At 65.9% G+C, this 24,689-nt stretch carries 25 protein-coding genes; 11 read left to right on the forward strand and 14 right to left on the reverse strand.

Annotated elements, in window-relative coordinates:
* Positions 1–20: 20 nt before the first annotated feature.
* The 9 genes from LCL94_RS10510 to tsaD all read right to left on the reverse strand — a co-directional run bounded on the left by LCL94_RS10510 (position 21) and on the right by tsaD (position 7,325).
* Positions 21–131: a four-helix bundle copper-binding protein gene (locus tag LCL94_RS10510; protein WP_224832154.1), complete on the reverse strand. Its 111-nt coding sequence runs from the start codon at positions 129–131 to the stop codon at positions 21–23.
* Positions 132–146: 15 nt separating this feature from the next.
* Positions 147–518, reverse strand: a complete 372-nt coding sequence (locus tag LCL94_RS10515; RefSeq protein ID WP_224832155.1) for a response regulator — start codon at positions 516–518, stop codon at positions 147–149.
* Positions 519–581: 63 nt separating this feature from the next.
* Positions 582–1,058, reverse strand: coding sequence for a hypothetical protein (locus tag LCL94_RS10520; RefSeq protein WP_224832156.1), 477 nt, complete (start codon positions 1,056–1,058; stop codon positions 582–584).
* The gene (locus tag LCL94_RS13435) at positions 1,055–1,186 is read right to left on the reverse strand and encodes a hypothetical protein (RefSeq protein WP_263611776.1); all 132 of its coding nucleotides are present in this window, start codon (positions 1,184–1,186) and stop codon (positions 1,055–1,057) included. The genes LCL94_RS10520 and LCL94_RS13435 overlap by 4 nt, the downstream gene beginning before the upstream one ends.
* Complete coding sequence (locus tag LCL94_RS10525) at positions 1,186–1,926, reverse strand: OmpA family protein (RefSeq protein ID WP_224832157.1); 741 nt, start codon at positions 1,924–1,926, stop codon at positions 1,186–1,188. The genes LCL94_RS13435 and LCL94_RS10525 overlap by 1 nt, the downstream gene beginning before the upstream one ends.
* Before the next feature lie 61 nt (positions 1,927–1,987).
* A complete protein-coding gene (locus tag LCL94_RS10530) occupies positions 1,988–3,613 on the reverse strand; it encodes a vWA domain-containing protein (RefSeq protein WP_224832158.1) in 1,626 nt (541 codons plus the stop codon).
* 192 nt (positions 3,614–3,805) lie between these two features.
* Positions 3,806–5,299, reverse strand: a complete 1,494-nt coding sequence (locus LCL94_RS10535) for a lipopolysaccharide biosynthesis protein (protein WP_224832159.1) — start codon at positions 5,297–5,299, stop codon at positions 3,806–3,808.
* On the reverse strand, positions 5,296–6,288 hold the full coding sequence (locus tag LCL94_RS10540) for an NAD(P)H-dependent glycerol-3-phosphate dehydrogenase (RefSeq protein WP_224832160.1): 993 nt from the start codon (positions 6,286–6,288) through the stop codon (positions 5,296–5,298). The genes LCL94_RS10535 and LCL94_RS10540 overlap by 4 nt, the downstream gene beginning before the upstream one ends.
* Entirely contained in the window at positions 6,285–7,325 is a 1,041-nt protein-coding gene (gene tsaD, locus LCL94_RS10545; protein ID WP_224832161.1) for a tRNA (adenosine(37)-N6)-threonylcarbamoyltransferase complex transferase subunit TsaD, read from the reverse strand. The genes LCL94_RS10540 and tsaD overlap by 4 nt, the downstream gene beginning before the upstream one ends.
* A 48-nt stretch (positions 7,326–7,373) precedes the next feature.
* On the opposite strand from tsaD, the gene hemC reads away from it, so the two are divergent.
* From hemC to LCL94_RS10560, 3 genes are read left to right on the forward strand one after another with little or no spacing between them, the layout of a single operon-like run.
* Positions 7,374–8,303 carry a hydroxymethylbilane synthase gene (gene hemC, locus LCL94_RS10550; protein WP_224832162.1) on the forward strand — a complete coding sequence of 310 codons (930 nt, stop codon included), beginning with the start codon at positions 7,374–7,376 and terminating at the stop codon, positions 8,301–8,303.
* Positions 8,300–8,992 (forward strand): uroporphyrinogen-III synthase, encoded by a 693-nt coding sequence (locus tag LCL94_RS10555; RefSeq protein WP_224832163.1) that lies wholly within the window; start codon positions 8,300–8,302, stop codon positions 8,990–8,992. The genes hemC and LCL94_RS10555 overlap by 4 nt, the downstream gene beginning before the upstream one ends.
* A gap of 44 nt (positions 8,993–9,036) precedes the next feature.
* Positions 9,037–9,912, forward strand: coding sequence for an MICOS complex subunit MIC60 (locus LCL94_RS10560; RefSeq protein ID WP_224832703.1), 876 nt, complete (start codon positions 9,037–9,039; stop codon positions 9,910–9,912).
* Positions 9,913–9,916: 4 nt separating this feature from the next.
* On the opposite strand, the gene LCL94_RS10565 is transcribed toward LCL94_RS10560, so the two are convergent.
* Complete coding sequence (locus tag LCL94_RS10565; protein WP_224832164.1) at positions 9,917–11,131, reverse strand: FAD-dependent monooxygenase; 1,215 nt, start codon at positions 11,129–11,131, stop codon at positions 9,917–9,919.
* A 25-nt stretch (positions 11,132–11,156) separates the two neighbouring features.
* On the opposite strand from LCL94_RS10565, the gene LCL94_RS10570 reads away from it, so the two are divergent.
* The gene (locus LCL94_RS10570; protein ID WP_224832165.1) at positions 11,157–13,250 is read left to right on the forward strand and encodes a protein-disulfide reductase DsbD family protein; all 2,094 of its coding nucleotides are present in this window, start codon (positions 11,157–11,159) and stop codon (positions 13,248–13,250) included.
* On the opposite strand, the gene LCL94_RS10575 is transcribed toward LCL94_RS10570, so the two are convergent.
* The 4 genes from LCL94_RS10575 to uvrB form a co-directional block, all read right to left on the reverse strand.
* Positions 13,192–13,731, reverse strand: a complete 540-nt coding sequence (locus tag LCL94_RS10575) for a hypothetical protein (protein ID WP_224832166.1) — start codon at positions 13,729–13,731, stop codon at positions 13,192–13,194. The two genes, LCL94_RS10570 and LCL94_RS10575, sit on opposite strands and share 59 nt — an antisense overlap.
* A gap of 32 nt (positions 13,732–13,763) precedes the next feature.
* Positions 13,764–15,260 carry a S10 family peptidase gene (locus tag LCL94_RS10580; protein ID WP_224832167.1) on the reverse strand — a complete coding sequence of 499 codons (1,497 nt, stop codon included), beginning with the start codon at positions 15,258–15,260 and terminating at the stop codon, positions 13,764–13,766.
* Positions 15,261–15,302: 42 nt separating this feature from the next.
* Entirely contained in the window at positions 15,303–16,091 is a 789-nt protein-coding gene (locus LCL94_RS10585; protein ID WP_224832168.1) for a class I SAM-dependent methyltransferase, read from the reverse strand.
* A gap of 114 nt (positions 16,092–16,205) precedes the next feature.
* The gene (uvrB, locus tag LCL94_RS10590) at positions 16,206–18,401 is read right to left on the reverse strand and encodes an excinuclease ABC subunit UvrB (protein WP_222554370.1); all 2,196 of its coding nucleotides are present in this window, start codon (positions 18,399–18,401) and stop codon (positions 16,206–16,208) included.
* Between the two features lie 97 nt (positions 18,402–18,498).
* Between uvrB and LCL94_RS10595 the strand changes: the two genes are divergently transcribed.
* The 7 genes from LCL94_RS10595 to LCL94_RS10625 all read left to right on the forward strand — a co-directional run bounded on the left by LCL94_RS10595 (position 18,499) and on the right by LCL94_RS10625 (position 24,670).
* Positions 18,499–19,035, forward strand: coding sequence for a DUF3617 family protein (locus tag LCL94_RS10595; protein WP_224832169.1), 537 nt, complete (start codon positions 18,499–18,501; stop codon positions 19,033–19,035).
* A gap of 86 nt (positions 19,036–19,121) precedes the next feature.
* Entirely contained in the window at positions 19,122–19,874 is a 753-nt protein-coding gene (locus LCL94_RS10600; protein WP_222554368.1) for an esterase/lipase family protein, read from the forward strand.
* 77 nt (positions 19,875–19,951) lie between these two features.
* A complete protein-coding gene (locus LCL94_RS10605; protein ID WP_224832170.1) occupies positions 19,952–21,379 on the forward strand; it encodes a circularly permuted type 2 ATP-grasp protein in 1,428 nt (475 codons plus the stop codon).
* Positions 21,379–22,323, forward strand: a complete 945-nt coding sequence (locus LCL94_RS10610) for an alpha-E domain-containing protein (RefSeq protein WP_224832171.1) — start codon at positions 21,379–21,381, stop codon at positions 22,321–22,323. The genes LCL94_RS10605 and LCL94_RS10610 overlap by 1 nt, the downstream gene beginning before the upstream one ends.
* Positions 22,323–23,138, forward strand: a complete 816-nt coding sequence (locus LCL94_RS10615) for a transglutaminase family protein (RefSeq protein ID WP_224832172.1) — start codon at positions 22,323–22,325, stop codon at positions 23,136–23,138. Before LCL94_RS10610 ends, LCL94_RS10615 begins: the two co-directional genes overlap by 1 nt.
* Positions 23,139–23,157: 19 nt before the next feature.
* Entirely contained in the window at positions 23,158–23,904 is a 747-nt protein-coding gene (locus LCL94_RS10620) for a proteasome-type protease (protein ID WP_224832173.1), read from the forward strand.
* A 139-nt stretch (positions 23,905–24,043) separates the two neighbouring features.
* Positions 24,044–24,670 carry a response regulator transcription factor gene (locus LCL94_RS10625; protein WP_224832174.1) on the forward strand — a complete coding sequence of 209 codons (627 nt, stop codon included), beginning with the start codon at positions 24,044–24,046 and terminating at the stop codon, positions 24,668–24,670.
* The last annotated feature ends 19 nt before the right edge of the window (positions 24,671–24,689 follow it).

Below are 24,689 nucleotides of genomic sequence, written 5' to 3' on the forward strand. Positions count from 1 at the left end.
ACGTGCCGGCGCGCTTTGCCTCACTTAACGAGCGGCAGGGCCTTGCGGCAATCCTCGGCGCATTCGCGGCACATGGTGGCGCATAGCTGGCGGTGCGGATTGTTCTGCTGGCTGCATAGCGCAGCAAACATTCCGGCAAGCGAGAATCAGTGGGTCAGGGCAGCTTCCTGCACCGAATGGATGACTTCGGCTGGCGGGCAGGGCTTTGCCAAGGCGCGAGCGCCGGGGAAGCGTTCGTGCACTTGGTCGGGCGTCAGCTGGCCGGAATGGAAGATGACCTTCACGTCTTCCGCCATCATCTGTTCGGCGAGCGGATAGACGATGCCATCGCCAAGCTGGACGTCGAGGATCGCGATGTCGGGCTTGTTCTTCTGGTAGGCGAGCATGGCCGACGACAGGTCGTCGAACGGGCCTTCCACGACGTAACCGGCTTCCGCCACGGTATCGCACAGGTCGTAGCCGATAATCAGTTCATCCTCGGCCACGAGAATGCGCAAAGGTTGCTGCAAATGTCCCATCCGTGTCTCCTCACGCGCTCTCGACCCATAGGATTAACGCGTGGGGAGGGGATGGTTCCCGGATCAGGCAGTGGCGCCGTATTTCTGCGTAAAGCCCGCCGTGTCCCCCTTGGCGAGGAAGGCGGCCTGGCCGACCCAGTCGTCGCGGCGGATGCGGCCTTCGAAACGGCCGAGCTGCGCGTCGATCCGGTCGATTTCGGCATCGTCCCAGGCGGCGATCTGCTCGAACCGGGTGACGCCGAGCGAGGTCAGCGTTGCGGCCAGTTTCGGACCGACGCCCTTGATGCGGGTGAGGTCGTCGCCTCCGGACGCAGCGGTTGCGGGTGCAGCGGCCTGCGTCGCATCGCGGGTAGCGGCGGGCGCACTGTCGATCAGCGCGGCATTGCGCTGCGCTTTTTCCGCGCCTTCGTCCAGCACGTCGCTTTTCGCGCCGGTGACGCGGGTGCGCTTGCCTGCGTGGAAGAGGTAGAATGCGACGACCAGCCCGATGACGAGGGCGACGACGACCAGCAGCCACTGTTCGGCGATGAGTTCGCTCATAGCGTATCCTTCTCCTGCATATCTTCCGTATCCGGCGCCGGTGCGCGGCCCCAGACGGTCCAGCCGATGGCGAGGCCGATCCCGTAGGCGGCCAGCATGAGGGCGGTGGTTTCGAGCCAGATGGGCATCAGCGCGGTCCCGGCGTATCGACTGGCGTGGGTTTGAGCGGCTCGATCCGGACGACCGAGAATTCGATGCGGCGATTGGCCGGATCATTGGGGGCTAGGCCCTCGACCGGCTCGGCCGAGCCGACGCCCTGCGCGCGCAGACCGTCGCGCGGGATGCCGCGCTGGACCAGCGCCTCGCGCACGGCGCGCGCACGGTCCATGCTGAGCGCGATATTGCCCGGCTCGGTGCCCGTGTCGTCGGTATGGCCGGTAATCGCGATGATCGAGCCGAGGCAGGGGCGCAGCGCGTCCGCCACCTCGTCGATCAGGATCATGCTGACCGGCAGCAATTCCGCGCTTGCTTCCTCGAAACGGATCGAGCGGGTGCGCAGCAGGCCTTCGACGTCTTCCTGGCAGTGCAGCGGCTCGTATTCGATCGCGCCCGCTGCGGCATTGGCGAAACCGTCTTCCCAGCTCGTCCCGCCCACGCCGGGGAGCGAGGCGACCAGCCGCGCGGCTTCGGCGCGGCGGCCTTCGTCAAGCTTCTCGCCGCCAGAGAGCATGGGATGGCGCGTGGGCGCACCGAAGCGGTCGGTGAACTTGGCGCTGACCATGCCGAGGCCGGCTTCCTTCAGTGCCGCATCGGCCTGTTCGGCCAGGCGAGTGCCCATGGCGTCGGCGCCCGGTCCGCTCGCCACATAGCCGAGCGCCGCCACAAAGGCGGCACCGAGCGCGATGGTAAGGGCGGGGCGCGACGTCATCGCCCCGCCTTCTAGCCGCGCGCCGCGTGGGTGCAAGACCTGCGGCGCGCGGGGCGGGGTATTACATCTGCGCTTCGGCCGTGCGGGCGAGCTCGACGAACTCCTGCCGCCAGAAATCCCGCTGGTTTCCGGCGAGCCGGACGACCTGGTCCCAGCCGAAATCGGCCAGCAGCGCATCGCCGCGCAGCTTCTGGCCATAGGCTGCAACGGCAGTGGCAAAGGCGAAGTCGCCCTGCGGCAGGCGCCGCGTTTCGAGGGCAGTTGCAGGCAGGCGGTACTGCAGCAGCTTCGACTGCGATGCGCCGGGCAGCTTGTAACGCAGCTGGACGAAGGCGGCCTCGTCGGCGGGGCCGGAAGCGGCCTTGCCCTTGTTCGCGTCGTAGCGGCGCTCGCCGACCCAGCCCTTCGCGCCTGCGGGGATCACCTCGTAGAGCGCGGTGACCTGGTGACCTGCCCCGATATCGCCGGCATCGACGCGGTCATTGGCGAAATCCTCTTCGCGCAGCACGCGGTTCTCGTAGCCGATCAGGCGGTACTGGCTGACTGCGGCGGGATTGAATTCGACCTGGATCTTCACGTCCTTGGCGATGGTGAAGAGCGTGGAGCTCATCTCGTCGCGCAGCACCTTCTTCGCTTCCAGCGCGGTGTCGATATAGGCGTAATTGCCGTTACCGTGGTCGGCGATCTGCTCCATCATCGCCTCGTTGTAATTGTCTGTACCGAAGCCGAGCGTGGTCAGCGTGATGCCGCTGTCGCGCTTCCGCTCGATCATGTCGACCAGCGTGTCGGTGTTGGAAATGCCGACGTTGAAATCGCCGTCCGTGGCCAGGATCACGCGGTTCACGCCGCCCTTGATGAAGCCTTGCTCGGCCATGGCATAGGCGAGTTCGAGCCCCGCCGCGCCGGCAGTCGATCCGCCTGCGCCGAGCCGGGCGAGGGCGGCGCGTACCTTGGCCGGGCTGCTGGTGGGTTCGAGCACGACGCCCGTGCTGCCCGCGTAGACGACGATCGACACCTTGTCCTTGCCGGTCATTTCCCCGGCAAGGCCGGAAAGCGCCTGCTTGACCAGTGGCAGCTTGTCGTGGCTGTCCATCGATCCGGACACATCGACGAGGAAGACGAGATTGGCCGCCGGACGATCCTCGCGCGGGAGGTCGTATCCGCGCAGGCCCACCCGCACCAGCTTCGCTTGCGCGTTCCACGGGCTGGCCGCCGTGTCGAGTGTGACCGAGAACGGCTTGGTGCGGTCCTGCGGCGCGGCATAGTCATAGCGGAAGTAGTTGATCATCTCTTCCGTCCGCACCGCGTCCTGAGGGGGCAGCTGCCCCATGGTCAGGAAGCGGCGGGCATTGGCATAGGCGCCCGTATCGACGTCGACCGAGAAGGTGGACACCGGCTCCACCGCGGCGATCCGGATGGGCGACACCGCCTCGCCCGCATAGCGTTCGCGGTCTTCCGGCGGGATCAGCGCAGGATCGCCGGTCCAGTGCGCCATCACGGGCGGGGGAGCGGCGACGGCCTCGGCACTTTCGTACATCGGCGCATAGGCCGGTTCGGCAATATCCACCGTGGTGACGTGTTCGACCTGCTCGTTCCGGTTTGTCGCTTCGCATCCGGCAAGCAGCAGCAAGGCCATGGTGGATGCCAGCGCCATCGAGCCGCCGGCAAGACGTGTCCGATTGTCCATTTTCTTCCTCTCCACGATTCGTTCTCCCGGATGTGATGTTATTACATAAATAATGGCATCAACAAGGCCAAATTGTGGCACAAATAAGGCGAGAGTCAATCGGACGTGCGTTTGTGCGCGCCGAAACCGGCTGCGAGACGCAAGCAAAATGTTGAATATATTGTGTTTTGGGAAAAAGAGGCAGGGCGCGCCCTAATCGGGCGCTTCTGCCTTATTTCGCTGGAAAAGCACCCGGTCTTCGGGGCCGAAGCCCCGTTTCCAGATGATGAAGCCGTATGTCAGCAGGATCGCCGGTATGCCGAATGCTAGTTCGGCCCATTCGGGAAGCTGTGTGGCAAGCCAGCCGACCAGCACAGCGGGGGCAACTGCATAGACCAGCGCCCAGCGCCAGTTGTTGATCGGATAGCCGAGGATCCGGGTCAGCAGCAGGGCCTTGACGAGGCTTGCCACGCCCAGCGCGACCATCAGGGCGATGGCGGCTGCAGCGGCCTTGAACGGCTCTCCGTAACCCAGCCGCTCGACCAGCAGGATCAGCGTGATCGTCAGCGCCGCCTGGAAAGCGATGGTGCCGACCGAGATGGCAAGGTTGCGCCCCCGCGCGACGTAGATCAGCACCGCTTCGGACACGACCGCAGTCGCGGCGACCACTTCAGCCGCCAGCAGGAAGGCCAGCGCGCCCGTACCGCCGACGAATTCGGGCCCGACGAGGCCCATGACCGCTTCGCCCGGAACGCCCAGCGCCAGCGCGATGCCGGCCTGTGCGGCGATGATCCAGAAGCCCACCTGGCAGACCTGCTTGGCGATCGCCTCGTAGTTCTTCGTCTTCAGGTTCTTGGTGATGACGGGCCCGAGGATCGGCTCGAAACTGGTTTTCAGCTTCTGCGGCAGGCTCGCGACCTGCTGCGCGATGTAATAGACGCCGACTGCGGCGGGTGCGGCGAAGAGGCCGAGGATGAAGATGTCGAGGCGGCGCGTACCCCATTCGATCGCATCGGCCGTTGCCAGCGGCAGGGCGCGCGCGGTGACCTTGCGCATATAGCCGAACTCGGGCCGCCAGCGGCGCGGCGGGCCATAGCTGCGGAAGAAGGACCACAGGCCGACCGCGAGGCCCGCATAGATCGAGGCGAGATAGGCCAGCGCAAGCCCGCTGTCGGCAAGCGCGGGAATGAAGACGAAGACGCCCGCCATGATCGAGATCGTCCACGGCTCCACCACCGCGCGGGCGCGCACCGTGGTGGCAATGTCATAGCGATAGGCCTGCGCTGCCAGCACGATTTCGGTCAGGGCATAGCCGGGAATGGCCAGCACTATCAGCCGGTCGAGCTGGGTGAACTCGCCGCTCGGGAAGAGCGGGGCGGGCACGAACCAGAAGAAGACCGCTGCAATTGCGGAAAACACGATCGCCAGGAGCATCCCGTCGTAAACGAGGTTTGCGGGATGCGCCTCCTCCCCTTCGGCGAGGCGCTGCGCAAGGCCGCGCTTCTCGCCCATGGAACACAGCAGCGCGACCAGCTCGACGACCACCAGCGCGGAAGCGAAGCGGCCCAGAGCATCGGGTCCGTAAAGGCGGCCCGCGATGAACAGGAAAGGCAGGCGCGCCAGCAGACGCAGCAGGAAGCCGAAGAAATTCTGCCGCCCGCCCTTGGCGAGGGCGGTCAGGTCTTCATCCTGCGCGGCGGCACTCATCCGGCATCGCCCAGTTCGGCCTTGAGCGGGCGGGCGAGGATGCCTTCGACCACAGCCTTGGGATTGTCGCCCTGCAGCAGCGCATAGACCGCTGCGACGATGGGCATGGCGACAGCGTGGCGCGCGGCCAGTTCGACCAGCACGGGTGCGGTATGCGCGCCTTCGGCCACGGTGCGCCGGTCGGCCATCAGCGCCTCGGCGCTCTGGCCTTCGCCCAGCGCCTTGCCGAGCGAGAAATTGCGGCTGGAGGTGGAAGAGCAGGTGAGCACGAGGTCGCCGAGGCCGCACAGGCCCGCCAGCGTTTCCGCCCTTGCGCCCAGCGCCTCGCCGAAGCGCAGCATCTCGGCATATCCGCGCGCGATCAGCGCCGCGCGAGCATTCTGGCCAAGGCCAAGCCCGTCGACCACGCCGCAGGCGATGGCGAGGACGTTCTTCACCGCGCCGCCGATTTCCGCCCCGGTCACGTCGTCGGAATAATAGGGGCGGAAGGCAGGGCGGGCGACGACCGGCGAGAGCCTGTCCCATTGCGCCTCGCCGCCGGCGCAGGCGAGCGTCACTGCGGTCGGCAATCCTGCGGCCACTTCATGGGCGAAGGTGGGGCCTGACAGCACTGCGATGGCGCTGCCGGGCGCGGCTTCCTTGGCCACGTGGTTCATCAGGCGCCCCGAACCCGCCTCGATGCCCTTGGAACACAGCACGAGGTCGCGCGGGTGGGCCGGCATGGCAGCCAGCACGCTGCCCATGTGCTGGGCGGGCGTGACCACCAGCAGCACGTCGAGTGCGGCCATGTCGGCAAGGTCCGAGGTGGCGGTAATGCTCTCGGCCAGGCGCGCGCTTGGCAGGAACAGCGAATTGGTGTGCGCGGCGTTGATCTCGGCGACCAGCTCTTCCTCGCGCGCCCAGATGCGCACGTCGCGCCCGTCGCTCGCCAGCATTTGTGCCAGCGCGGTGCCCCAGGCACCGGCTCCGAGAACCCCGACGCTCGTCATGCCTTCACTCCTGCACCGCGCACGGGTTCTGCCTCGGGATCGAGCGGCCAGCGCGGGCGGGCCGAAATATCGAGCGGATCAGGCGCGAAGCCGTCCATCTGCAGGCGCTCGACACCGGCCCAGGCGATCATCGCCGCATTGTCGGTGCAGAGGCGGGGCGGCGGAGCGGTGAAGCGCATCGAATGCTCGCCTGCGAGGGTTTCGAGCGCGGCGCGCACGGTCGCATTGGCGGCCACGCCGCCTGCCACCACCAGAGTTTCAACGGGTCCCATCGCTGCCAGCGCTATCCGCAGCCGGTCGATGACGCAATCGACAGCGGCCTGCTGGAAGCTCGCCGCAATGTCCTCGGGCGCATATTTCCCACTCTCGTGAGCTCGCATGACGGCGCTTTTGAGGCCGGCGAAGGAGAAATGCGGCTCGCCGCTGCCAACCATGGGGCGGGGCAGCGGGACGGCCTTCGCATCGCCCGTCGCCGCCAACCGTTCAACCGCAGGACCGCCGGGGAAGCCGAGGCCGAGGATCTTGGCGGTCTTGTCGAACGCCTCGCCCAGCGCATCGTCGATGGTGGTTGCCAGCCGGCGATAGCGGCCCACGCCGTCGACGCGCAGGATCTGGCAATGCCCACCAGATACCAGCAGCAGCGCATAGGGAAATGCGAGGTCCGCATCGGCAAGGCGCGGGCTCAGCGCATGGCCTTCGAGGTGGTTGATCGCGATGAGCGGTGTATCGCTCGCCATCGCCAGCGCTTTCGCGCTGACCAGCCCGACCATGACCCCGCCGATGAGGCCCGGGCCGGCCGTAGCCGCAATGGCATCGCAATCTTCCAGCGTGACGCCGGCATCCTCCAGCACGCCCGCGATCATCGGGGCGAGCCGTTCGGCATGGGCACGCGCGGCGATTTCGGGCACGACCCCGCCAAAGGGAGCGTGCTCCTCGTCCTGCGAGGCGATCCTTTGCGCAACGATCCGCCGGTTGCCGTCGACCAGCGCGGCGGCGGTTTCGTCGCAGGAACTTTCGATACCGAGAACAAGCGTCATAACTTCGCTTTCCCTTAGCGGTCTCGCTCGCTAGGGCAAGCGACCGCAATGTCCGACACACCGATCATGCGCCTTGGAACCCGCCGTTCGCCGCTCGCCATGGCGCAGGCCGAAGAGACGCGCGCACGCCTGTGCGCTGCCCACGGCTGGGACGTCGGGGCGGTCGAACTCGTCCCTGTTATCGCTAGCGGCGACCGGATTCAGGATCGCCCGCTCGCCGAAATCGGCGGCAAGGCGCTGTGGACCCGCGAACTCGACATCTGGCTGAACGAGGGGCGCATCGACGCTGCGGTCCATTCGATGAAGGACGTGGAGACGATCCGCCCCGATGCGCTGGCCATCGGCGCGATCCTGCCGCGCGCGGACAAGGCCGACGTGCTGCTGGGCGCAGCCTCCATCGCGGCCATACCGGCAGGCGCACGGGTCGGCACCAGTGCCCCGCGCCGCGCCGCGCAATTGCTCCATGCCCGCCCCGATCTCGAAGTGGTCGGCATTCGCGGGAATGTCGCCACCCGCATGGCGAAGCTGGAAGCGGGCGAGGCCGACGCAACCTTCCTTGCCGCTGCGGGCCTGATGCGGCTGGGCGAGGACAATACCGGCACACGGCTCGATCCGCAGGAATGGCTCCCCGCGCCTGCGCAGGCCGCCATCGGTGTCGAATGCCGCACCAGCGACGAACGCACGCGCGAACTCCTGTCCGCCATCGATCACGAACAGAGCCGGCAGGAAGTGCTGGCCGAACGCGCGCTGCTCGAAGGGCTGGGCGGGACCTGCCACAGCCCCATCGCCGTGCTCACCACGCACGAGGGCGAGCGCCTGCACATGCGCGCCGCCATCTACAGCCCCGACGGATCAATCCGCGTCGATAGCGAAGCGCGCTTCGAGCCCGGCGACACGGATGAAGCCATCGCCCTTGCGCGCGACATGCTGCGCGAGGCGCCGAGGGAAGTGTCGGTCAACTTCGGGCAGATGGGGTGAGCCGCCCGGTCTTCGTCTTCCGGCCCGAACCGGGCCTGTCCGTAACGCTGGAAACCGCCCGTGCACTGGGGCTGGACGCGCATGGATGCCCGCTTTTCGAGGTCGAACCCGCCGAATGGGACGCGCCGCAGGTCGATGATTTCGACGGCCTGCTGGTCGGCAGCTCCAACGTCTTCCGGCACGGCGGCACCAATCTCGACCGGCTGGTCAGGCTGCCCGTCTATGCCGTGGGCGAAGCGACCGCGGAAGGCGCGCGCGAGAAGGGCTTCATCGTATCGCGCACGGGTCGCGGCGGCCTGCAGGCGCTGCTCGACGAGGCGAAGCTGGGCGGACGCCGCCTGCTGAGGCTGGCCGGCGAGGCGCATGTCGAACTGGACCCGCCCGATGGCACCGATATCGATACCCGCGTGGTCTATCGCACCGTGCCGCTCGATATCCCCGGGGACATGGCGGCAATGCTGGGCAAGGGCGGTATCGTCCTCCTCCATTCGGGCGAGGCGGCAGTGCGCCTGCGCGAGGAATGCGAGCGGCTGGGCGTCGACCGGTCGGCTATTACCGTCGCGGCGCTTGGACCGCGGATTGCCGGCATGGCCGGCGATGGCTGGCAATCCGTCCACACCTCGAGCCACCCTCGCGATGCCGAGCTACTGGCCTTGGTGGAACAGTTGTGCCAGACAGGCGCGGGGTAATCAGGCGTCCGCAAAGTGGCGTCGGGGTCGTGGATTGGAGTATGATGGACGAGTATTCGAGCACTCGGCGGGCCGGGGGCAGCACGCGCTCCATGTTGCTTGCCGTGACCGGCGCATTCGCGCTGGGGGCTGCCCTGGTGGGCTACGTCGCCTGGCGGATGAACGCCTCGGAAGAGGTTGCGGAAGAACCGGCACAGATCGCCGAACCCGCCGCCACCGAAACTGCCGCACCAAGCCCCACGCCCAGCGCCAGCGAAAGCGCTGCCGCACAGGCAGTGGAACGCGTGGCCGAACAGCAGGGCGGCATCGACCAGCGCCTTGCCGCTGCCGAACAGCGACTTGCCCGGCTGGATCTCCAGGCCGAGGCATCGGCAGGCAATGTCGCCCGCGCCGAAGGGCTTCTGATCGCCTTCGCTACGCGCCGCGCGATCGATAAGGGGGCCGAACTCGGCTACCTCGCCGACCAGCTGCGGCTACGCTTCGGCGACGCGCTGCCCAATGCGGTGAACACTATTCTCACTTTCTCGCGCGAGCCGGTGACGCTCGACCAGCTGATCGCCCGTCTGGACGGGCTCGCCCCGCAATTGCAGACGGGCGAAGGCAAGCCGAGCCTTGAACGCTTTGCCGACGAACTGGGCGCGCTGTTCACCATCCGCCGCGAAAGCGCGCCGTCGCCGCAGCCCGAAAAGCGGCTCGAGCGTGCCCGCCTGTTCCTGCAGTCCGGCCGCGCCGATGCCGCAGTGGCGGAGGTTCGCAACCTGCCGGGCGCGGTCAATGCCGAAGGCTGGCTGCGCGATGCGGAACGCTATGCCTCGGCGCAGCGTGCGCTGGACCTCATCGAAACCGCAGCCGTGCTCGAACCACGCCGCCTGCGCGACGGGGCCGGCAACCGCATCGAACAGCCGAGCCCGGTGGAGTAGGCGCTCAGGCCTTCATCAGTTCGGGCACGTCGCCCGAAACGCCGCGGGCCTCGTCCATGAAGAATTTCTTGAGCCAGCCGGACCGCTGAACGCCCGCCATGCCGAGCCTGCGCACGGCGCTGGCCGCCTTGCCGGGCACGCCGAAGAGGCGAGTCAGGCTGTCGGTTGCGCCCATCACCATGATGGAATCGAGCGCGCGCCATTTCTCGTAGCGGTCCAGCACCTGCGCATCGCCGATATCGAGGCCGAGCCTGCGGGCATCGCCGAGCACTTCGACCAATGCACCGACATCGCGCAGGCCTAGGTTGAGGCCCTGTCCCGCGATCGGATGCATCCCGTGCGCGCTGTCGCCGACCAGCGCCATGCGCTCGCCCACGATGCGCGCGGTGTGCTGGAAGGTGAGCGGGTAGGAGGTGCGCGGGCTGTTCAGCGTGAGGTCGCCGAGCAGGTCGCCCATGCGCTTCTGCACTTCGGCGAGGAAAGCACGCTCGCCCATTTTCAGCACGCCGGCCGCGTCCTTCTCGTCCACCGTCCAGACCAGCGCGCTGCGGTGTTGGCCGTCCGGCCCGTCGAGCAGCGGAAGGAGCGCGAAAGGTCCTGCGGGATAGAAGATTTCCCAGGCGACCCCGCCATGCGGTTTCGTGTGGTCGAGCCCGGTGATGATAGCGCGGTGCGAATAGTCCCAGCTCGCCATCTTGAGCGCCGCATCCTCGCGCGTGGGGGAGCGGCGGCCTTCGGCGCCGATCAGCAGGTCGGCCTTGAGCACCTTACCGTCCGCCAGCGTGGCGGAAACGCCATAGGCATCGCGGTGGCGTTCGGTCACTTCGACCGGCGCGTGGAGCGTTATGAGCGGTTCCTGCTTTACTGCGTCGAACAGCGCGGTGCGCAGCACGCGGTTGGCGAACATCCGGCCCAGCGAACCTTCGTGTTCCTCCGGCGTGAAGTCGAGGCGGCCCGGCTTCATCTGGTCGAGCACGGCAATGCTCTCGATCGGGCAGCCATGCGGCTCCAGCGTGTCGGCAAGGCCGATGTTGCGGAACAGGCGCCAGCTGGCAGTCGAGATGGCCGATGCCCGTCCGTCGAAGCCTTCCGCAGTCAGGTCCGCCGGATCTGCCCGGTCGACCAGGTGGCTGGTAAAGCCCTGTTTCGCGGCTGCCAGCGCCAGTGTGGAGCCGACGAGTCCGCCGCCGAGAATGAGCAGGTCGCGCTTGTCTGTCATGGGCACCGTCCCTAGAGCGGGCGGCGTGACACTGGCAAGGATTATGGACGTCTGGCGGGTCAGGATGGCAGCGATCCTGATCGCTGTCCTGTGCCTGCTGCCGGCGGTGTCCCACGCGCAGGACCGCGCGCCCCGCTATGGCGACGAAAATATAGCGGTCCAGCTGTACGCCAATGGTGCGCCGAAGGCGGGCGAGGAATGGTTGCTGGCCCTTCGGTTCACGCCGAGCGCGCCTGAATGGCACGGCTATTGGGCGAACCCGGGCGATGCGGGGCAGGGCATGGATCTGCAACTCGACCTGCCCGAGGGCTGGGTGGTGGGAAAGCCGCTCTACCCCGTGCCGCAGACCCTGTTGATCGGCGGGCTGATGAACCACATTTTCGAGGGCGAGTACGTCGTTCTCGTGCCGGTCACGCCGCCCGAGGGTGCCGACGTCGCCGCTCTTGCGTCGGTAACGGGCTATGTCGAATACCTTGCCTGCACCGACCGCGTCTGTGTGCCGCAGGATGCGGAGCTGCGGGCAATTAGTGGCGGCGACTTCGCCACCTGGCGTGCGGCAGTCGCGCCGCTGCTCGACAGCACGGCAGGCTTCGAGATTGCAGGCGAACGCCTGCGCATCGGTATCCCGCTGCCTGCCTCGATGGAACTGGGCGATCTCCACCTCTTCCTCGAGAATTCCGACCTCGGGAACGGCCTCAGGCCGCAATACGCCGCGATCCAGACATGGGTTCGCGAGGGCAATCTCCTCGTCGCCGAACTGCCGCTGACCCGTATCGATAGGGCGGGCGGAGATAAGCCAGCACAGGTAGAGGGCATCCTCTCGCTGGGCGATGGGCGCGGCGTGCGTTTCGTCGCCGAACCTGCCGACGTACCGCTCGAAGGGGTGAAGCCGCTGCGCGGCCCGGATGCGATGCCCGAATTGTGGGTGCTGCTCCTTGCATCGCTGCTCGGCGGGCTGCTGCTCAACGTCATGCCCTGCGTGTTTCCGATCCTCAGCCTCAAGGCGCTGGCGCTGGCGAAGGCGGGCGGCGACCAGGCGGCGGCGCGGCGCGATGCGCTGGCCTATACAGCCGGCGTCGTGCTGGCCTGTGCGGGGCTCGGCGCGCTGATCCTGCTGCTGCGGTCGGCAGGGCAACAGGTGGGCTGGGCATTCCAGTTGCAGGAGCCTGCGATCATCGCCTCGCTCTTCGTTCTGTCTGCGGCAATCACGGCCAATTTCCTCGGCCTGTTTTCCATTCCGGGGATCGCGATTTCTGGTGGAAAGCCGAGTTCTTCAGGGTCCTTCGCCACCGGTCTGCTCGCCGCATTTGTTGCCACGCCGTGCACCGGTCCTTTCATGGCGCTGGCGCTTGGCGCAGCGCTGGTGCTGCGCCCGGTGGAAGGGCTGGCCATCTTCACCGCGCTCGGCGTGGGTCTTGCACTGCCTTTCCTGCTGGTCGGTTTCGTGCCCGCGATCCGCAAGCGCCTGCCTGCACCGGGACCGTGGATGGAGCGTTTCCGCCGCTGGATGGCGCTGCCGATGGGCCTCACCGCGCTCGCTCTCGCCTGGCTCCTCTGGCGTGTGGGCGGGCCGCTTTTCCTCCTCGCCGGAACGGGCGTCGCGGCAGGCATATTGCTGGCGCTCGGCGCTTTCCTGCCCTCGCGCGCCGGAGAGAAGCGCGACGCGCGGCTGGCCGCGGTCGGCCTCGCCATGGCAGCGATATCGGGTCTTGCGGTGGCCGAAACGTTCGACCCGCCTGTCGCGGAAGAGGCCGAGAGCCTGCTCGCTCCGCGTCCCTTCTCGCAAGACGCGCTGGCCGAAGCGCGGGCGAGCGGGAAGCCGGTCTTCGTGTGGTTCACCGCCGACTGGTGCGTCACCTGCAAGGTCAATGAAAGCGTTGCCATCGAACGCGAGGAAACCCGCGCAGCCTTCGAGCAGGCAGGGGTGATATCGCTACGCGGCGACTGGACGCGCAAGGACGAGGAAATCGCCAGCTTCCTCGCCAGCCAGGGGGCGGCAGGCGTGCCGCTCTACCTGTGGTATCCAGCCGGCGGCGACGCGCAGCAATTGCCGCAGGTGCTTACGCCGGATCTGCTTCCTCAGCTTGCTCAGCCGGGGGCGGAGCGCACTCGCCGATAAATTCGCCCGGCAGGCGGCTGGGGTTGAGCTTGAGCGATCCTGCACCCGGGACGGTCGCTTCCACGCTCCGCGGGCCGGTCAGCACTTCGAGGCGCGGATCGTCGGCGGCAATCCGGCCGCGCCAGACCCATGCTTCCTCCGCTTCTTCCGCATCGATCCACAGCCGTTCGACATGGCCGTTGCCGATGAGCGCGAGGACCGCTTTCGCATCGGGATCGGCTTCGACGAAGCGTGTGTAGCGGATGCGCCCTTCCTCGCAGGCGAGCGCGAAATAGGGAGCGGCGCCGGGCTTGCCGTAGAGCAGCCGTTCGCCATCGGTGCTGCGCGCCCAGACCGCCCCGTCGGTCTCGGGCGAGGCGACCGGCGTGCGCGGCGCGGTGCGTTCACCTGCGATCCGCTCGCGCGTGACATATTCGTCCGAGGCGGGCGGCTTGCAGGCGGACAGCAAGAGAAGGGCGCAGAGCGCGGGCAGGCGGACCATGGAAGCCAGCTACTCCGTGCGCGCCACGGGCGTCAACGCGCCCGGATGAATGCCCTGAGATCGGCGCTGAGTTTTGCCCGGTCTTCGTCGCGCACATACATCATGTGCCCCGCGTCATAGTAACGGAAGGTCAACCGGTCCTGCGGGATTCCCACCCGATTGAGCGAATATTCCGCGCCAAAGAAGGGCGTCGCGAAATCGTACCAGCCTTGCGCGTTGAACAGGCGCAGGCCCGAGTTTTCGCGCATGGCCTTGCCGACGAATGGCGCGACGTTGAGATAGGCATTGCGCCCCCAGCCGCTGCCCAGCGACCAGTCCCAATGCTGGCCCGGATCGCGTCCGATGGACTGGTATTCGCGGTCGGTCGCAAAGCCCAGACTGTCCCGCAGCCAGCTGTTGATCGCGGCCGTGTAGCCTGCATCGATGCCGTAGAAGCTGGGGTCGTTGTCCGGCGTCTCGCCTGCATTGTCGTAGTCGCGGCCGGTGTAGCGCGCATCGAGGCGGCCGATGGTGAGACCTCGGTCGCGCAGCAGTTCCTTGTAGAACCGCTCCGACGTCACGCGCAGTTCCGCCTGGTCGAGATAGGCTTCGGAAAGGCCCGTCAGGCGCGACAGTTCCGCCCGCACGGCCGCGCGTTCTGCCGCGGGGAGGTCCTGTCCCTTCAGCAGCGCGGTCGCATAGGGACCGATGGCGAATTGGCGTGCTTCTTCCGCGATCGATTCGACCGAGGGTGCTTCCACCTTGCCGTGATAGAACGCGGCTGCGGCCATGTTCGGCAGGGTGACGATATAGGCCATCTCGTTGCCCGGCGTCGGTTCGCGCCCCGCGAAGTCGAGGATCGTCGAAACGAGGATCAACCCGTTAAGGCCGACATCGTTGAAGGTGCCGCCTTCAAGCTCGTCCACCACCATCGCGGTGCGCGTGGTGCCGTAGCTTTCCCCGCCGAGGTACTTGGGGCTGTTCCAGCGGCCATTGTCGTTGATCCAGCGCCGGATGACCTGCGCCACGGCCTTCGCGTCCTGCCTGAGGCCGTAGTATTTCTTCGGGTCGGTTCCGTCGGTCAGGTAGCTGAAGCCCGTGCCCGGCGGATCGATGAAGACGAGGTCGGCGACGTCGATCAGGCTGTCGGGATTGTCGAGCAGCGGGTAGGGCGGCGCCCCGTCGTCGCGCGCATCGGAAGGGATGGCGACCCGTTTCGGCCCCCATGCACCCATCTGCAGCCACACCGAGCCCGAACCGGGGCCACCATTGTAGATGAAGAACACCGGGCGCGATGTGTCGCGCGGGCTCTTAACATAGCTGGTGGTGACGATGACCGCTTCCTGCTTGCCGTCGTCGCCGGTCAGGATCGTCTCGCCCACGGTCGCCTTGTAGGCGATGCGCTGCCCGCCGAAGGTGCCGGACAGGTCGCGGCTCTTCACCTGCGGCGTGATCATTTCGGCCTGCGCCGACGCCTCCGGCTTTTCCTGTGCAGCAAGGGGCGTGGCGAGGGCGAGTGCCGCTGCAGCGGCCAACAGCTGTCTGGTCATGGGATGGCTATGGCAAAGCCCGGAGCCTGCGTAAATTCCCCTCTATCCGGCCGGTTTGACGAATTTCATGACGAAGCGATCGGTCTTGCCGCGGATCGCGGGGTCGAACACGCCTACGTCGAGCGGGTCGTCCGGATTGGCCAGCATGTCGCTTTCCGCTTCCAGCACGAAGCCCGCCTTCTCGAAATCGGCACGCACCACGGCAGGGTCGATGCGGTGGAAATCGTCCACCGTCTTGCGGGTGTCGCCCGGCTTGCCGGTGTGATCGATCACCCCGACCACGCCGCCCGGTTTCATCGTCGCATAAAGCGCTGCGAGAAACTGCTCGGGATCGGTGCGCGGCAGCTTGTACTCTTCCGATTCCCAATACACGTCATGGTAGTTGAGGTTCATGATCGCGAAATCGAAGCGGTCGGCACCGGGAGCGAACTTCTCGAAGGGATAGCGTTCCACGGCAATCCCGGGTTCGCGCTCGGACAGCGCGCTCCAGGCTTCCTCGTCATAGAATTGCTCGGGTTCGAAGGCGGTGACGCTGCCGTTCTCACCCACCGCGCGGGCAAGGATTTCCGCCCAATAGCCGCCGCCCGAGATGACATCGACCGCCGCATCGCCCTGTTCGAGCCCGAGGAAGGCGAGGATTTCGGCCGGCTTGCGCCCGGCATCGCGTTCACGTGCGGCTTCGGGCCGCGCCTCGTTTGCGACCGCCGCAGCCAGCGCGTCGGCCGATACGGCCTGTGTTTCTGCAGGCGGGGCGGCGTCCTCGGATGCTGGCTGCGAACAGGCGGCAAGCGACAGGGCCAGCGCGCTGGTCAGGATCAAATATGGCTTCACGGTTCTCTCCCCTTGCGATGAAGGCGCCAGCTTGCGCCCTCGCTGGTGAGGAGGGAAGCCCGCGAACCAACGCCGGTCGAACCGCGCGCTCCGCTGGTCGATGATTGCCGCAGGTTAAGGTTTGCCGCCCATCCGCTTGTAGCGTGTCTTGCCGTAGCGGGTCTTGCGCGTGCCGGGGCGCCCAGCATCGCTGCGCCCGACGCGCGGGGCCTTCTTTTCCTCGTCGCCAAGGCCGAGCTCGTCGTTTTCGAGGCGGCGGATTTCGTCGCGCAGGCGTCCGGCTTCCTCGAATTCGAGGTCGGCAGCAGCAGCCCGCATCCGCTTTTCGAGGTCCTCGATATAGGCGCGCAGGTTATGGCCGACGAGGTTGTTGCGCTCGTCATCGCCCGTATCGACGGTTACGCCATCCTGCGCGGCGGTATGTGCGACGATGTCGGCGATCTGGCGCTTGATCGTCTGCGGCGTGATGCCATGTTCCTCGTTGTAGGCACGCTGCTTCTCGCGGCGGCGCTCGGTCTCCGCCATGGCGCGCTCCATGCTGCCGGTCACGCGGTCGGCATAGAGGATCACGCGGCCATCGACGTTACGCGCGGCGCGGCCGATGGTCTGGATCAGCGAGGTTTCCGAACGCAGGAAGCCTTCCTTGTCGGCATCGAGAATGCAGACGAGGCCGCATTCGGGAATGTCGAGGCCCTCGCGCAGCAGGTTGATGCCCACCAGCACGTCATAAACGCCGAGCCGCAGATCGCGGATCAGCTCGATACGCTCCAGCGTCTCCACGTCGGAGTGCATGTAGCGCACGCGCACGCCCGCCTCGTGCATGAATTCGGTGAGGTCTTCCGCCATCCGCTTGGTCAGCGTGGTGACAAGCGTGCGGTAGCCCAGCTTGGCGGTCTTCTTGCATTCCTCGATGCAGTCCTGGACCTGGTCTTCCACCGGCTTGATCTCGACCGGCGGGTCGATGAGGCCGGTCGGCCGGATGACCTGTTCGGCAAAGACGCCGCCGGTCTGCTCCATTTCCCACGAACCGGGCGTGGCCGAGACGGCAAAGGTCTGCGGGCGCATCGCGTCCCATTCGTTGAACCGCAACGGGCGATTGTCGATGCAGGACGGCAGGCGGAAACCGTATTCGGCGAGCGTCAGTTTGCGGCGGTGGTCCCCGCGCGCCATCGCGCCGATCTGCGGCACCGTCTGGTGGCTTTCGTCCACGAACAGCAGCGCATTGTCGGGCAGGTATTCGAACAGCGTCGGCGGCGGTTCTCCCGGCAGGCGGCCGGTGAGGAAGCGGCTGTAATTCTCGATCCCTGCGCAGCTACCGGTTGCAGCGATCATCTCGAGGTCGAAATTGGTGCGCTGCTCCAGCCGCTGGGCTTCGAGGAGGCGGCCTTCCTCGTGCAGTTCCTTGAGGCGCTCCTGCAGCTCGAACTTGATGGCCTCGGCGGCCTGCTTCATCGTCGGGCCGGGGGTAACGTAGTGCGAATTCGCATAGACGCGCACCTTGTCGAGCGTAGCGCCCTTCTTTCCGGTGAGCGGATCGAACTCGCTGATTTCCTCGATCTCGTCGCCGAAGAAGCTGATCCGCCAGGCCATGTCCTCGTAATGCGAGGGGAAGATCTCGAGACTGTCGCCGCGCACGCGGAAATTGCCGCGCGCAAAGGCGGCATCGTTGCGCTTGTATTGCAGGGCCACCAGCTTGCGGATCAGCTCGCGCTGGTCGACCGTCTCGCCGGTCTTGATGTCGAAGATCATCGCCGAATAGGTCTCGACCGACCCGATACCATAGAGGCAGCTGACCGAAGCGACGATGATCACGTCGTCACGCTCCAGCAGGGCGCGGGTGGCCGAGTGGCGCATCCGGTCGATCGCCTCGTTCACCGAGCTTTCCTTCTCGATGTAGGTGTCCGACCGCGGCACGTAGGCTTCGGGCTGGTAGTAGTCGTAATAGCTGACGAAATACTCGACCGCGTTTTCGGGGAAGAAGCTCTTGAACTCGCCATAGAGCTGCGCGGCGAGGATCTTGTTCGGGGCCAGGATCAGGGCGGGGCGCTGCAATTCCTCGATCACCTTGGCCATGGTGAAAGTCTTGCCCGAACCGGTCACGCCCAGCAGTACCTGCGTCTGTTCGCCGTCCTTCGCCGCGCTGGTCAGTTCCGCGATCGCGGTCGGCTGGTCGCCCGAGGGGGTGTAGTCGGACACCAGCTTGAACGGGCGCCCGCCCATCGACTTTTCCGGGCGTGCAGGCTTGTGCGGCACGAACTCGCCGGTGGTGTCGGGTTCTTCGAGTCCGCGTCGGATAACTAGCTCTGCCATGCGCGCACATATGGGGAACGTTATGGCGCGGTGCAACGCCGCTTGCGTCGCGCCCAGCGGCTGCTAGCGTCGCGGGCAAATCACTACGGAGCTTTCCATGCGCCTTCCCATTACGCTTGCCATCGCCAGTCTCGCCCTCGCATCGTGCGGGAGCTCCGACGATGCGGATACCGACGGGGACGGAAGCGTCTCGGCCGACGAGATCAAGGCCGCCACCGCCAAGGTAAAGCCGCTGGAAGCAGGCCAGTACAAGATGAACATGGAACTGGTCGAACTGGTCGATCCGACCATGAGCGAGCAGGAAATCGCGCAGGCGAAGGAATTCATGGGCGCCATGGGCGGCATGGCTCCGCCGCGCTGCCTCAATGAAGAGGACGCCAAGAAGGGCATGGTCGGCGTGGCCGAGCAGCTTCAGAACGGCGACTGCAACGTCGACAGCCTGACATCCAATGCCGACGGCATGCAGGCGGCCATGACCTGCAAGGCGGCAGGCGGCGATGCCAAGGTCTCGCTCGCCAGCACCTCGACCGGTACGGCGTCCGAAATGACCATGACCGCCATCGAACCGTCCGAACAGGGCGAGAAGAAGGTCACGATGAAGGTTTCCATGACGCGGACCGGCGACTGCACCTGACCTGCACCATGCAGCACTTGCGTCCGTGATGTGACGCGGGGCGGTTCAAGGAACCGAAATCCGGCGTAGTGGATTATTACGGAACGATGGCAACGTTACCGTTCTACGAATCACGCCAGGAAATGAGCCGCCGGCTGGCGCTGGCGGCCGAGCCGTGCCCCGACGACGCGCGCGGGCCGCGGGCCCTGCTGCTGGCCAAGGAATTCCTCTGGCCGGTCGAGCCGATCAGGCGCCGGTTCGAGGATTTCACTGTCGAGAAAGCGCGCAATCCGCGCCACGTGATGCTGTTGCCCGGTTTCGGGGCCCATCCGATCCGCATGCGCTGGATGGCGCGCAAGCTGGAAGAGGCGGGTCATACTGCCAAGCGCTGGGGCCTCGGCTACAACCTCGGTGCGACCGCTGACCGTTTCGCCAAGGTGGAACGCCGCCTGCTCGACCTCCATTCGCGCTATGGCGAGCCGATCGTGCTGGTCGGCTGGAGCCTTGGCGGCGTAATGGCGCGCGAACTGGCCAAGAAGCATCCGGCGAAGGTCGCCAAGGTCGTGACCATGGGATCGCCCTTTTCCGGCTCGCCCCGCGCGAACAATGGCTGGCGCGCCTACCAGGCGATTGCCGGACACCGCGTGGACGAACCCGAGATCGACACCGTGGTAAGCGAAAAGCCGCCGGTCGAAACGGTCGCCTTCTGGTCGCCGCGCGACGGCATCGTGCACCCGCGCTCCGCCTGCGGACGGCCGGGCGAACGCGACCGTGCCGTTGCCCTGCGCTGCTCGCACATGGGTTTCGTCCTTACGCACGAGGCCATGGGCGCGCTTCTTTCGGAACTTGATCGCGCTTGAGCCTTTAGTCTGTTAAGCAGGACGCCGGGTCCTGCAGCCCCGCGCGTCCTGCGTGGCGGTCAGACAATCGGGGGTTCATGAGCGGCGAGGCCGAATTCTTCAACGAGATGCGCGAACCCGACGGATCGGTTCGCGATGCCTACGCCGACTATTGCGGCTGGTTCAACGACCAGGACAGCAAGCTGCTGAAGCGCAAGCACGCGGAGGCCGAAACCAACTTCCGCAAGACCGGCATTACCTTCAACGTCTACGGCGAGGACGAGGCGGAAGAGCGCCTCATCCCCTTCGACATGGTCCCGCGCATCATCACGGCGGGCGAATGGCGTCGCCTCACGCGCGGCATCGAACAGCGCGTGTCCGCGCTCAATGCCTTCATGCACGACCTCTACCACCGGCAGGAAATCGTGCGCGCCGGACGCCTGCCGCAGCGCCTGCTGCGCGACAACGAGGCATGGCTGCCCAATATGGTCGGCTTCACGCCGCCGGGCGGGGTTTACACCCATATCGTCGGCATCGACCTCGTGCGTACGGGGCCGGACGAGTTCTTCGTGCTGGAAGACAATGCTCGCACGCCTTCTGGCGTCAGCTACATGCTGGAAAATCGCGAAACCATGATGGCGATGTTTCCCGAACTCTTCCTGCGCTGCCCAGTCGAGAGCGTTTCGGATTATCCGCGCCGCCTTGCCAAGAGCCTTGCCGCCTGCGCGCCCGATTGCGCGGGCGACAAGCCGGTGGTCGCGGTGCTGACGCCGGGCATCTACAATTCCGCCTATTTCGAACACGCCTTCCTCGCCGACCAGATGGGCGCGGAGCTGGTGGAGGGCAGCGACCTGCGCGTCGTCGATGGCCGCGTCGCGATGCGCACAACCAGCGGCTACAAGGCGGTCGACGTCATCTATCGCCGCGTGGACGATGAATTTCTCGATCCGCTCACCTTCAATCCCGACAGCATGCTCGGCGTGCCAGGGATCATGGATGTGTACCGCGCGGGCGGGGTAACCATTGCCAACGCGCCAGGCACGGGTGTCTGCGACGACAAGGCGATCTATTCCTTCATGCCGGAAATCGTCGAATTCTACACCGGCGAGAAGCCCCTGCTTCCGAACGTGGAAACATGGCGTTGCGCCGACGAGGACAGCCTCAAATATGTCCTCGACAACCTCGGCGAGCTGGTCGTGAAGGAAGTGCACGGGTCGGGCGGTTACGGCATGCTGGTCGGCCCTGCCTCGACCAAAAAGGAAATCGAGGAATTCCGCGCCAAGCTGGTCGACAACCCCTCGAACTACATCGCCCAGCCGACGCTTTCGCTCTCGACCTGCCCGATCTTCACCAAGAAGGGCCTCGCGCCGCGCCATGTGGACCTGCGCCCCTTTGTGCTGGTCTCGCCCGACAAGATCGACATCACGCCCGGCGGCCTGACCCGCGTGGCGCTGAAGGAAGGTTCGCTGGTCGTGAATTCGAGCCAGGGTGGCGGCACGAAAGATACCTGGGTGCTCAAGGATTGATGCTGGGAAGAACCGCCAACGGACTGTTCTGGATGTTCCGCTATCTCGAGCGGGCGGAGAACACCGCGCGCCTGCTCGATGCAGGACTGCGCATGGCGCTGACCCGCGACCTCGTCACGGCCGAAGAGGAATGGCGCTCCGTCATTGCCACCGCGGGGCAACGCGCGGGATACGAGGCGAAGCACGGCACCTACACCGGCAACCAGACCTGGAATTACATGCTGCGCGACAAGGGCAACCCGTCATCGGTGCTGTCGATGTTCAGCCTCGTGCGACAGAACGCACGGCTGGCACGCAACGCCATCAGCGGCGAGTTGTGGGAAGCGATCAACGAGAACTGGCTGGTGATCGAGGACCAGCTATCTAAGCCCGTGGGCGAGAACCGCGTGCTCGATACGGTGGCGACCATCCGCCGAGCAGGCACGCTGGCGCATGGCGCGCTGGCCGGGTCCATGCTGCGCGACGAAGGCTATCACTTCGCCCGCGCCGGCACATTTATCGAGCGGGCCGACAGCATCGCGCGGATTCTCGACATCAAGTACTACCTGCTGCTGCCCTCGCTCTCCTACGTCGGGTCCAGCCTCGATACGGGGCAATGGGACCAGGTGCTCCGGTCTGTTTCCGGCGACCGCGCCTATCGCTGGCTCAATGCAGGCCAGATCGATGCACGCGGGATCTGCGAATTCCTGATCCTCGACGAGAGTTTCCCGCGCAGCCTCGCCTTCTGTTATTGTGCGCTGCGAGACGACCTCGCTGCCCTTGCGCGCCTGCATGGCAGCGAAGGGCACAGCAACATGCTGATGCGCGATGCCGACACGCGGCTGACCGAACTGACCATCGATGACATCTTCGATCAGGGCCTGCACGAATTCCTCGTCGAATTCACCGCGAACAATGCTTCTATCGCCGATGCCATTGCCAACGACTACAGGTTCCTTGCCTGATGCGCCTCTCGATCCGCCATACGACCCGCTACCGTTTCGACCAGCCCGTAGTGCACGCATTGCAGCGGCTGCGGCTGGTGCCCAAGCAGACGCAGGGGCAGGAAATCCTCGACTGGTCGATGGAATACGAGAACGCCCGCGAGGAACTGCAGTTCGAGGATCAGCACCATAACACGACCACGCTGGTGTCGGTCGAACAGGGCACGCGCGAGGTCACGATTACCTGCCGGGGCCGGGTGGACACGCACGACCATGCCGGTGTTATCGGACAGCACGCGGGGCATCTGCCCCTGTGGAGTTTCCTCACGCAAAGCAAGCTTACCCGCCCGGGGCCGGGCATGCGCAAGTTCATCGGCGAAATGCGCAAGTCCGGCGCAGACCGGCTGGAAATGCTGCACGAGCTTTCGCGCGCGATCCTGGGCCGGGTGGAATATACGATCGGAGCCACTCATCCCGGCACTTCGGCAGAGGAAAGCTTCGCCGCGCGCGCAGGGGTCTGCCAGGACCATGCGCACATCTTCATAGGCAGTGCGCGGGCCATGGACATCCCGGCGCGCTATGTCTCCGGCTACCTGATGATGAATGATCGCGTCGAACAGGACGCGACCCACGCCTGGGCAGAAGCCTATGTCGAAGGGCTGGGCTGGGTGGGCTTCGACGTGTCGAACGGGATCTCCCCCGATACGCGCTATGTCAGGGTTGCCACGGGGCGGGATTATCGCGATGCCGCGCCGGTGACGGGCATCAGCTTCGGCAATACGACGCAGGTGCTCGAAGTCGACGTGGCGGTCGAACAGCAGCAAGTGCAGCAGTAATCGCGAGAGTGGACCGGGAATGACCTATTGCGTGGGAATGGTGCTCGAAAAGGGCCTCGTCCTGATGAGCGACACCCGCACCAATTCAGGCGTCGACAACATTTCGGTCTTCCGCAAGATGTTCACCTGGCAGGTCCCGGGCGAACGGATCATCACGCTGATGACGGCCGGCAATCTCGCCACGACGCAGGCAGTCATCAGCCAGCTCGAAGAACGCGCGAAGGAACCGGACGAGCGCGACAACGCGATCCTCAAGTCGCCGACCATGTTCCAGGTGGCGACCGAAATCGGGCGACTGCTGCGCGACATCATTTCCGAACGGCAGGGCGTGAACGGCGACCGCGGACATGGCCGCTTCACGGCCTCCATCATCGTGGCAGGCCAGATCAAGGGCATGGAGCCGCGCCTGTTCATGGTCTATCCCGAAGGCAATTTCATCGAGGCCAGCCTCGACACGCCCTTCTTCCAGATCGGCGAGACCAAGTATGGTCGTCCCATCATCATTCGCGGCTACGACCGCCAGATGAGCCTTGAAGACGGGGTGAAGCTGCTCATGGTCAGTTTCGATTCCACGCTGAAGGCCAATCTATCGGTCGGCCTGCCGCTCGACCTGCAGGTCATCGAACGCGACAGCTACGAGGCCAGCCACCAGCACCGCGTGACCCATGACGACCCCTATTTCCAGGCAATTTCGTCGAGCTGGGGCGACGCGCTGAAGAACGCGTTCCACTCGCTTCCCGATTACAGTTTCTACTTCGAAGAGTAGTCGCCGGTAACTTCATCCGAAGCGGACGCATTTTTCGGTGAGGATTTCAGCCGGAGTTCCCGGCTTTAAGCCAGCATTTGGTCCGCATCCGTAGTCTTACGGAATGCGCATTCTTCCCTAGGGTGGCAAAGTTCTCCTTATGGAACAGCGGCATACCCTTCACATCGTCGACGGCTCCAGCAGGGCGCGGGCAGAGCAGGCGCATCTCGGCTTCGACATCGGACACCATTGCGAAGTCTATGCGGATGTCGATGAACTCATCGCCGCCGCGCCGGACAGGGGCGTGGTCATCGCCTGCGACGAAGAGGGGCGCGGTTCGGTCGCCCAGGTGCTGCGGCGGCTGGCGTATGCAGGGCTGTGGCTGCCTGTGGTCGCCACGTCGTCGGATCCGCGCCCCGGCCGGGTGGTGGCAGCGATCAAGGCGGGCGCACTCGATTACCTGCGCCTCCCGCTGCAGGTCGAACGCCTCGCCGAAACGGTGGTGCGCATTGCAGAGGAAGCGGAAGCCTATGGCATTGCGCGCCGCAAGATGATCGACGCCCGCAATCGCCTGGCCACCCTGTCACCGCGCGAGCGGGAGGTGCTCGACTGGCTCGCGGAAGGGCGGAGCAACAAGATGATCGCTCGCGAGCTGGAAATCAGTCCGCGCACTGTCGAAATCCACCGTGCCAACATGATGAGCAAGCTTGGCGCGCATCACGCGGCCGAGGCGGTCAGGCTGCGGATCGAGGCGCATCTCGATGGCGCGCAAGCGAGCTCCGCCTAGCGTTCGCCCACGAGCCCGC

This window comes from Qipengyuania gaetbuli, from assembly GCF_020171365.1.
Taxonomy (GTDB): Bacteria; Pseudomonadota; Alphaproteobacteria; order Sphingomonadales; family Sphingomonadaceae; genus Qipengyuania; species Qipengyuania gaetbuli_B.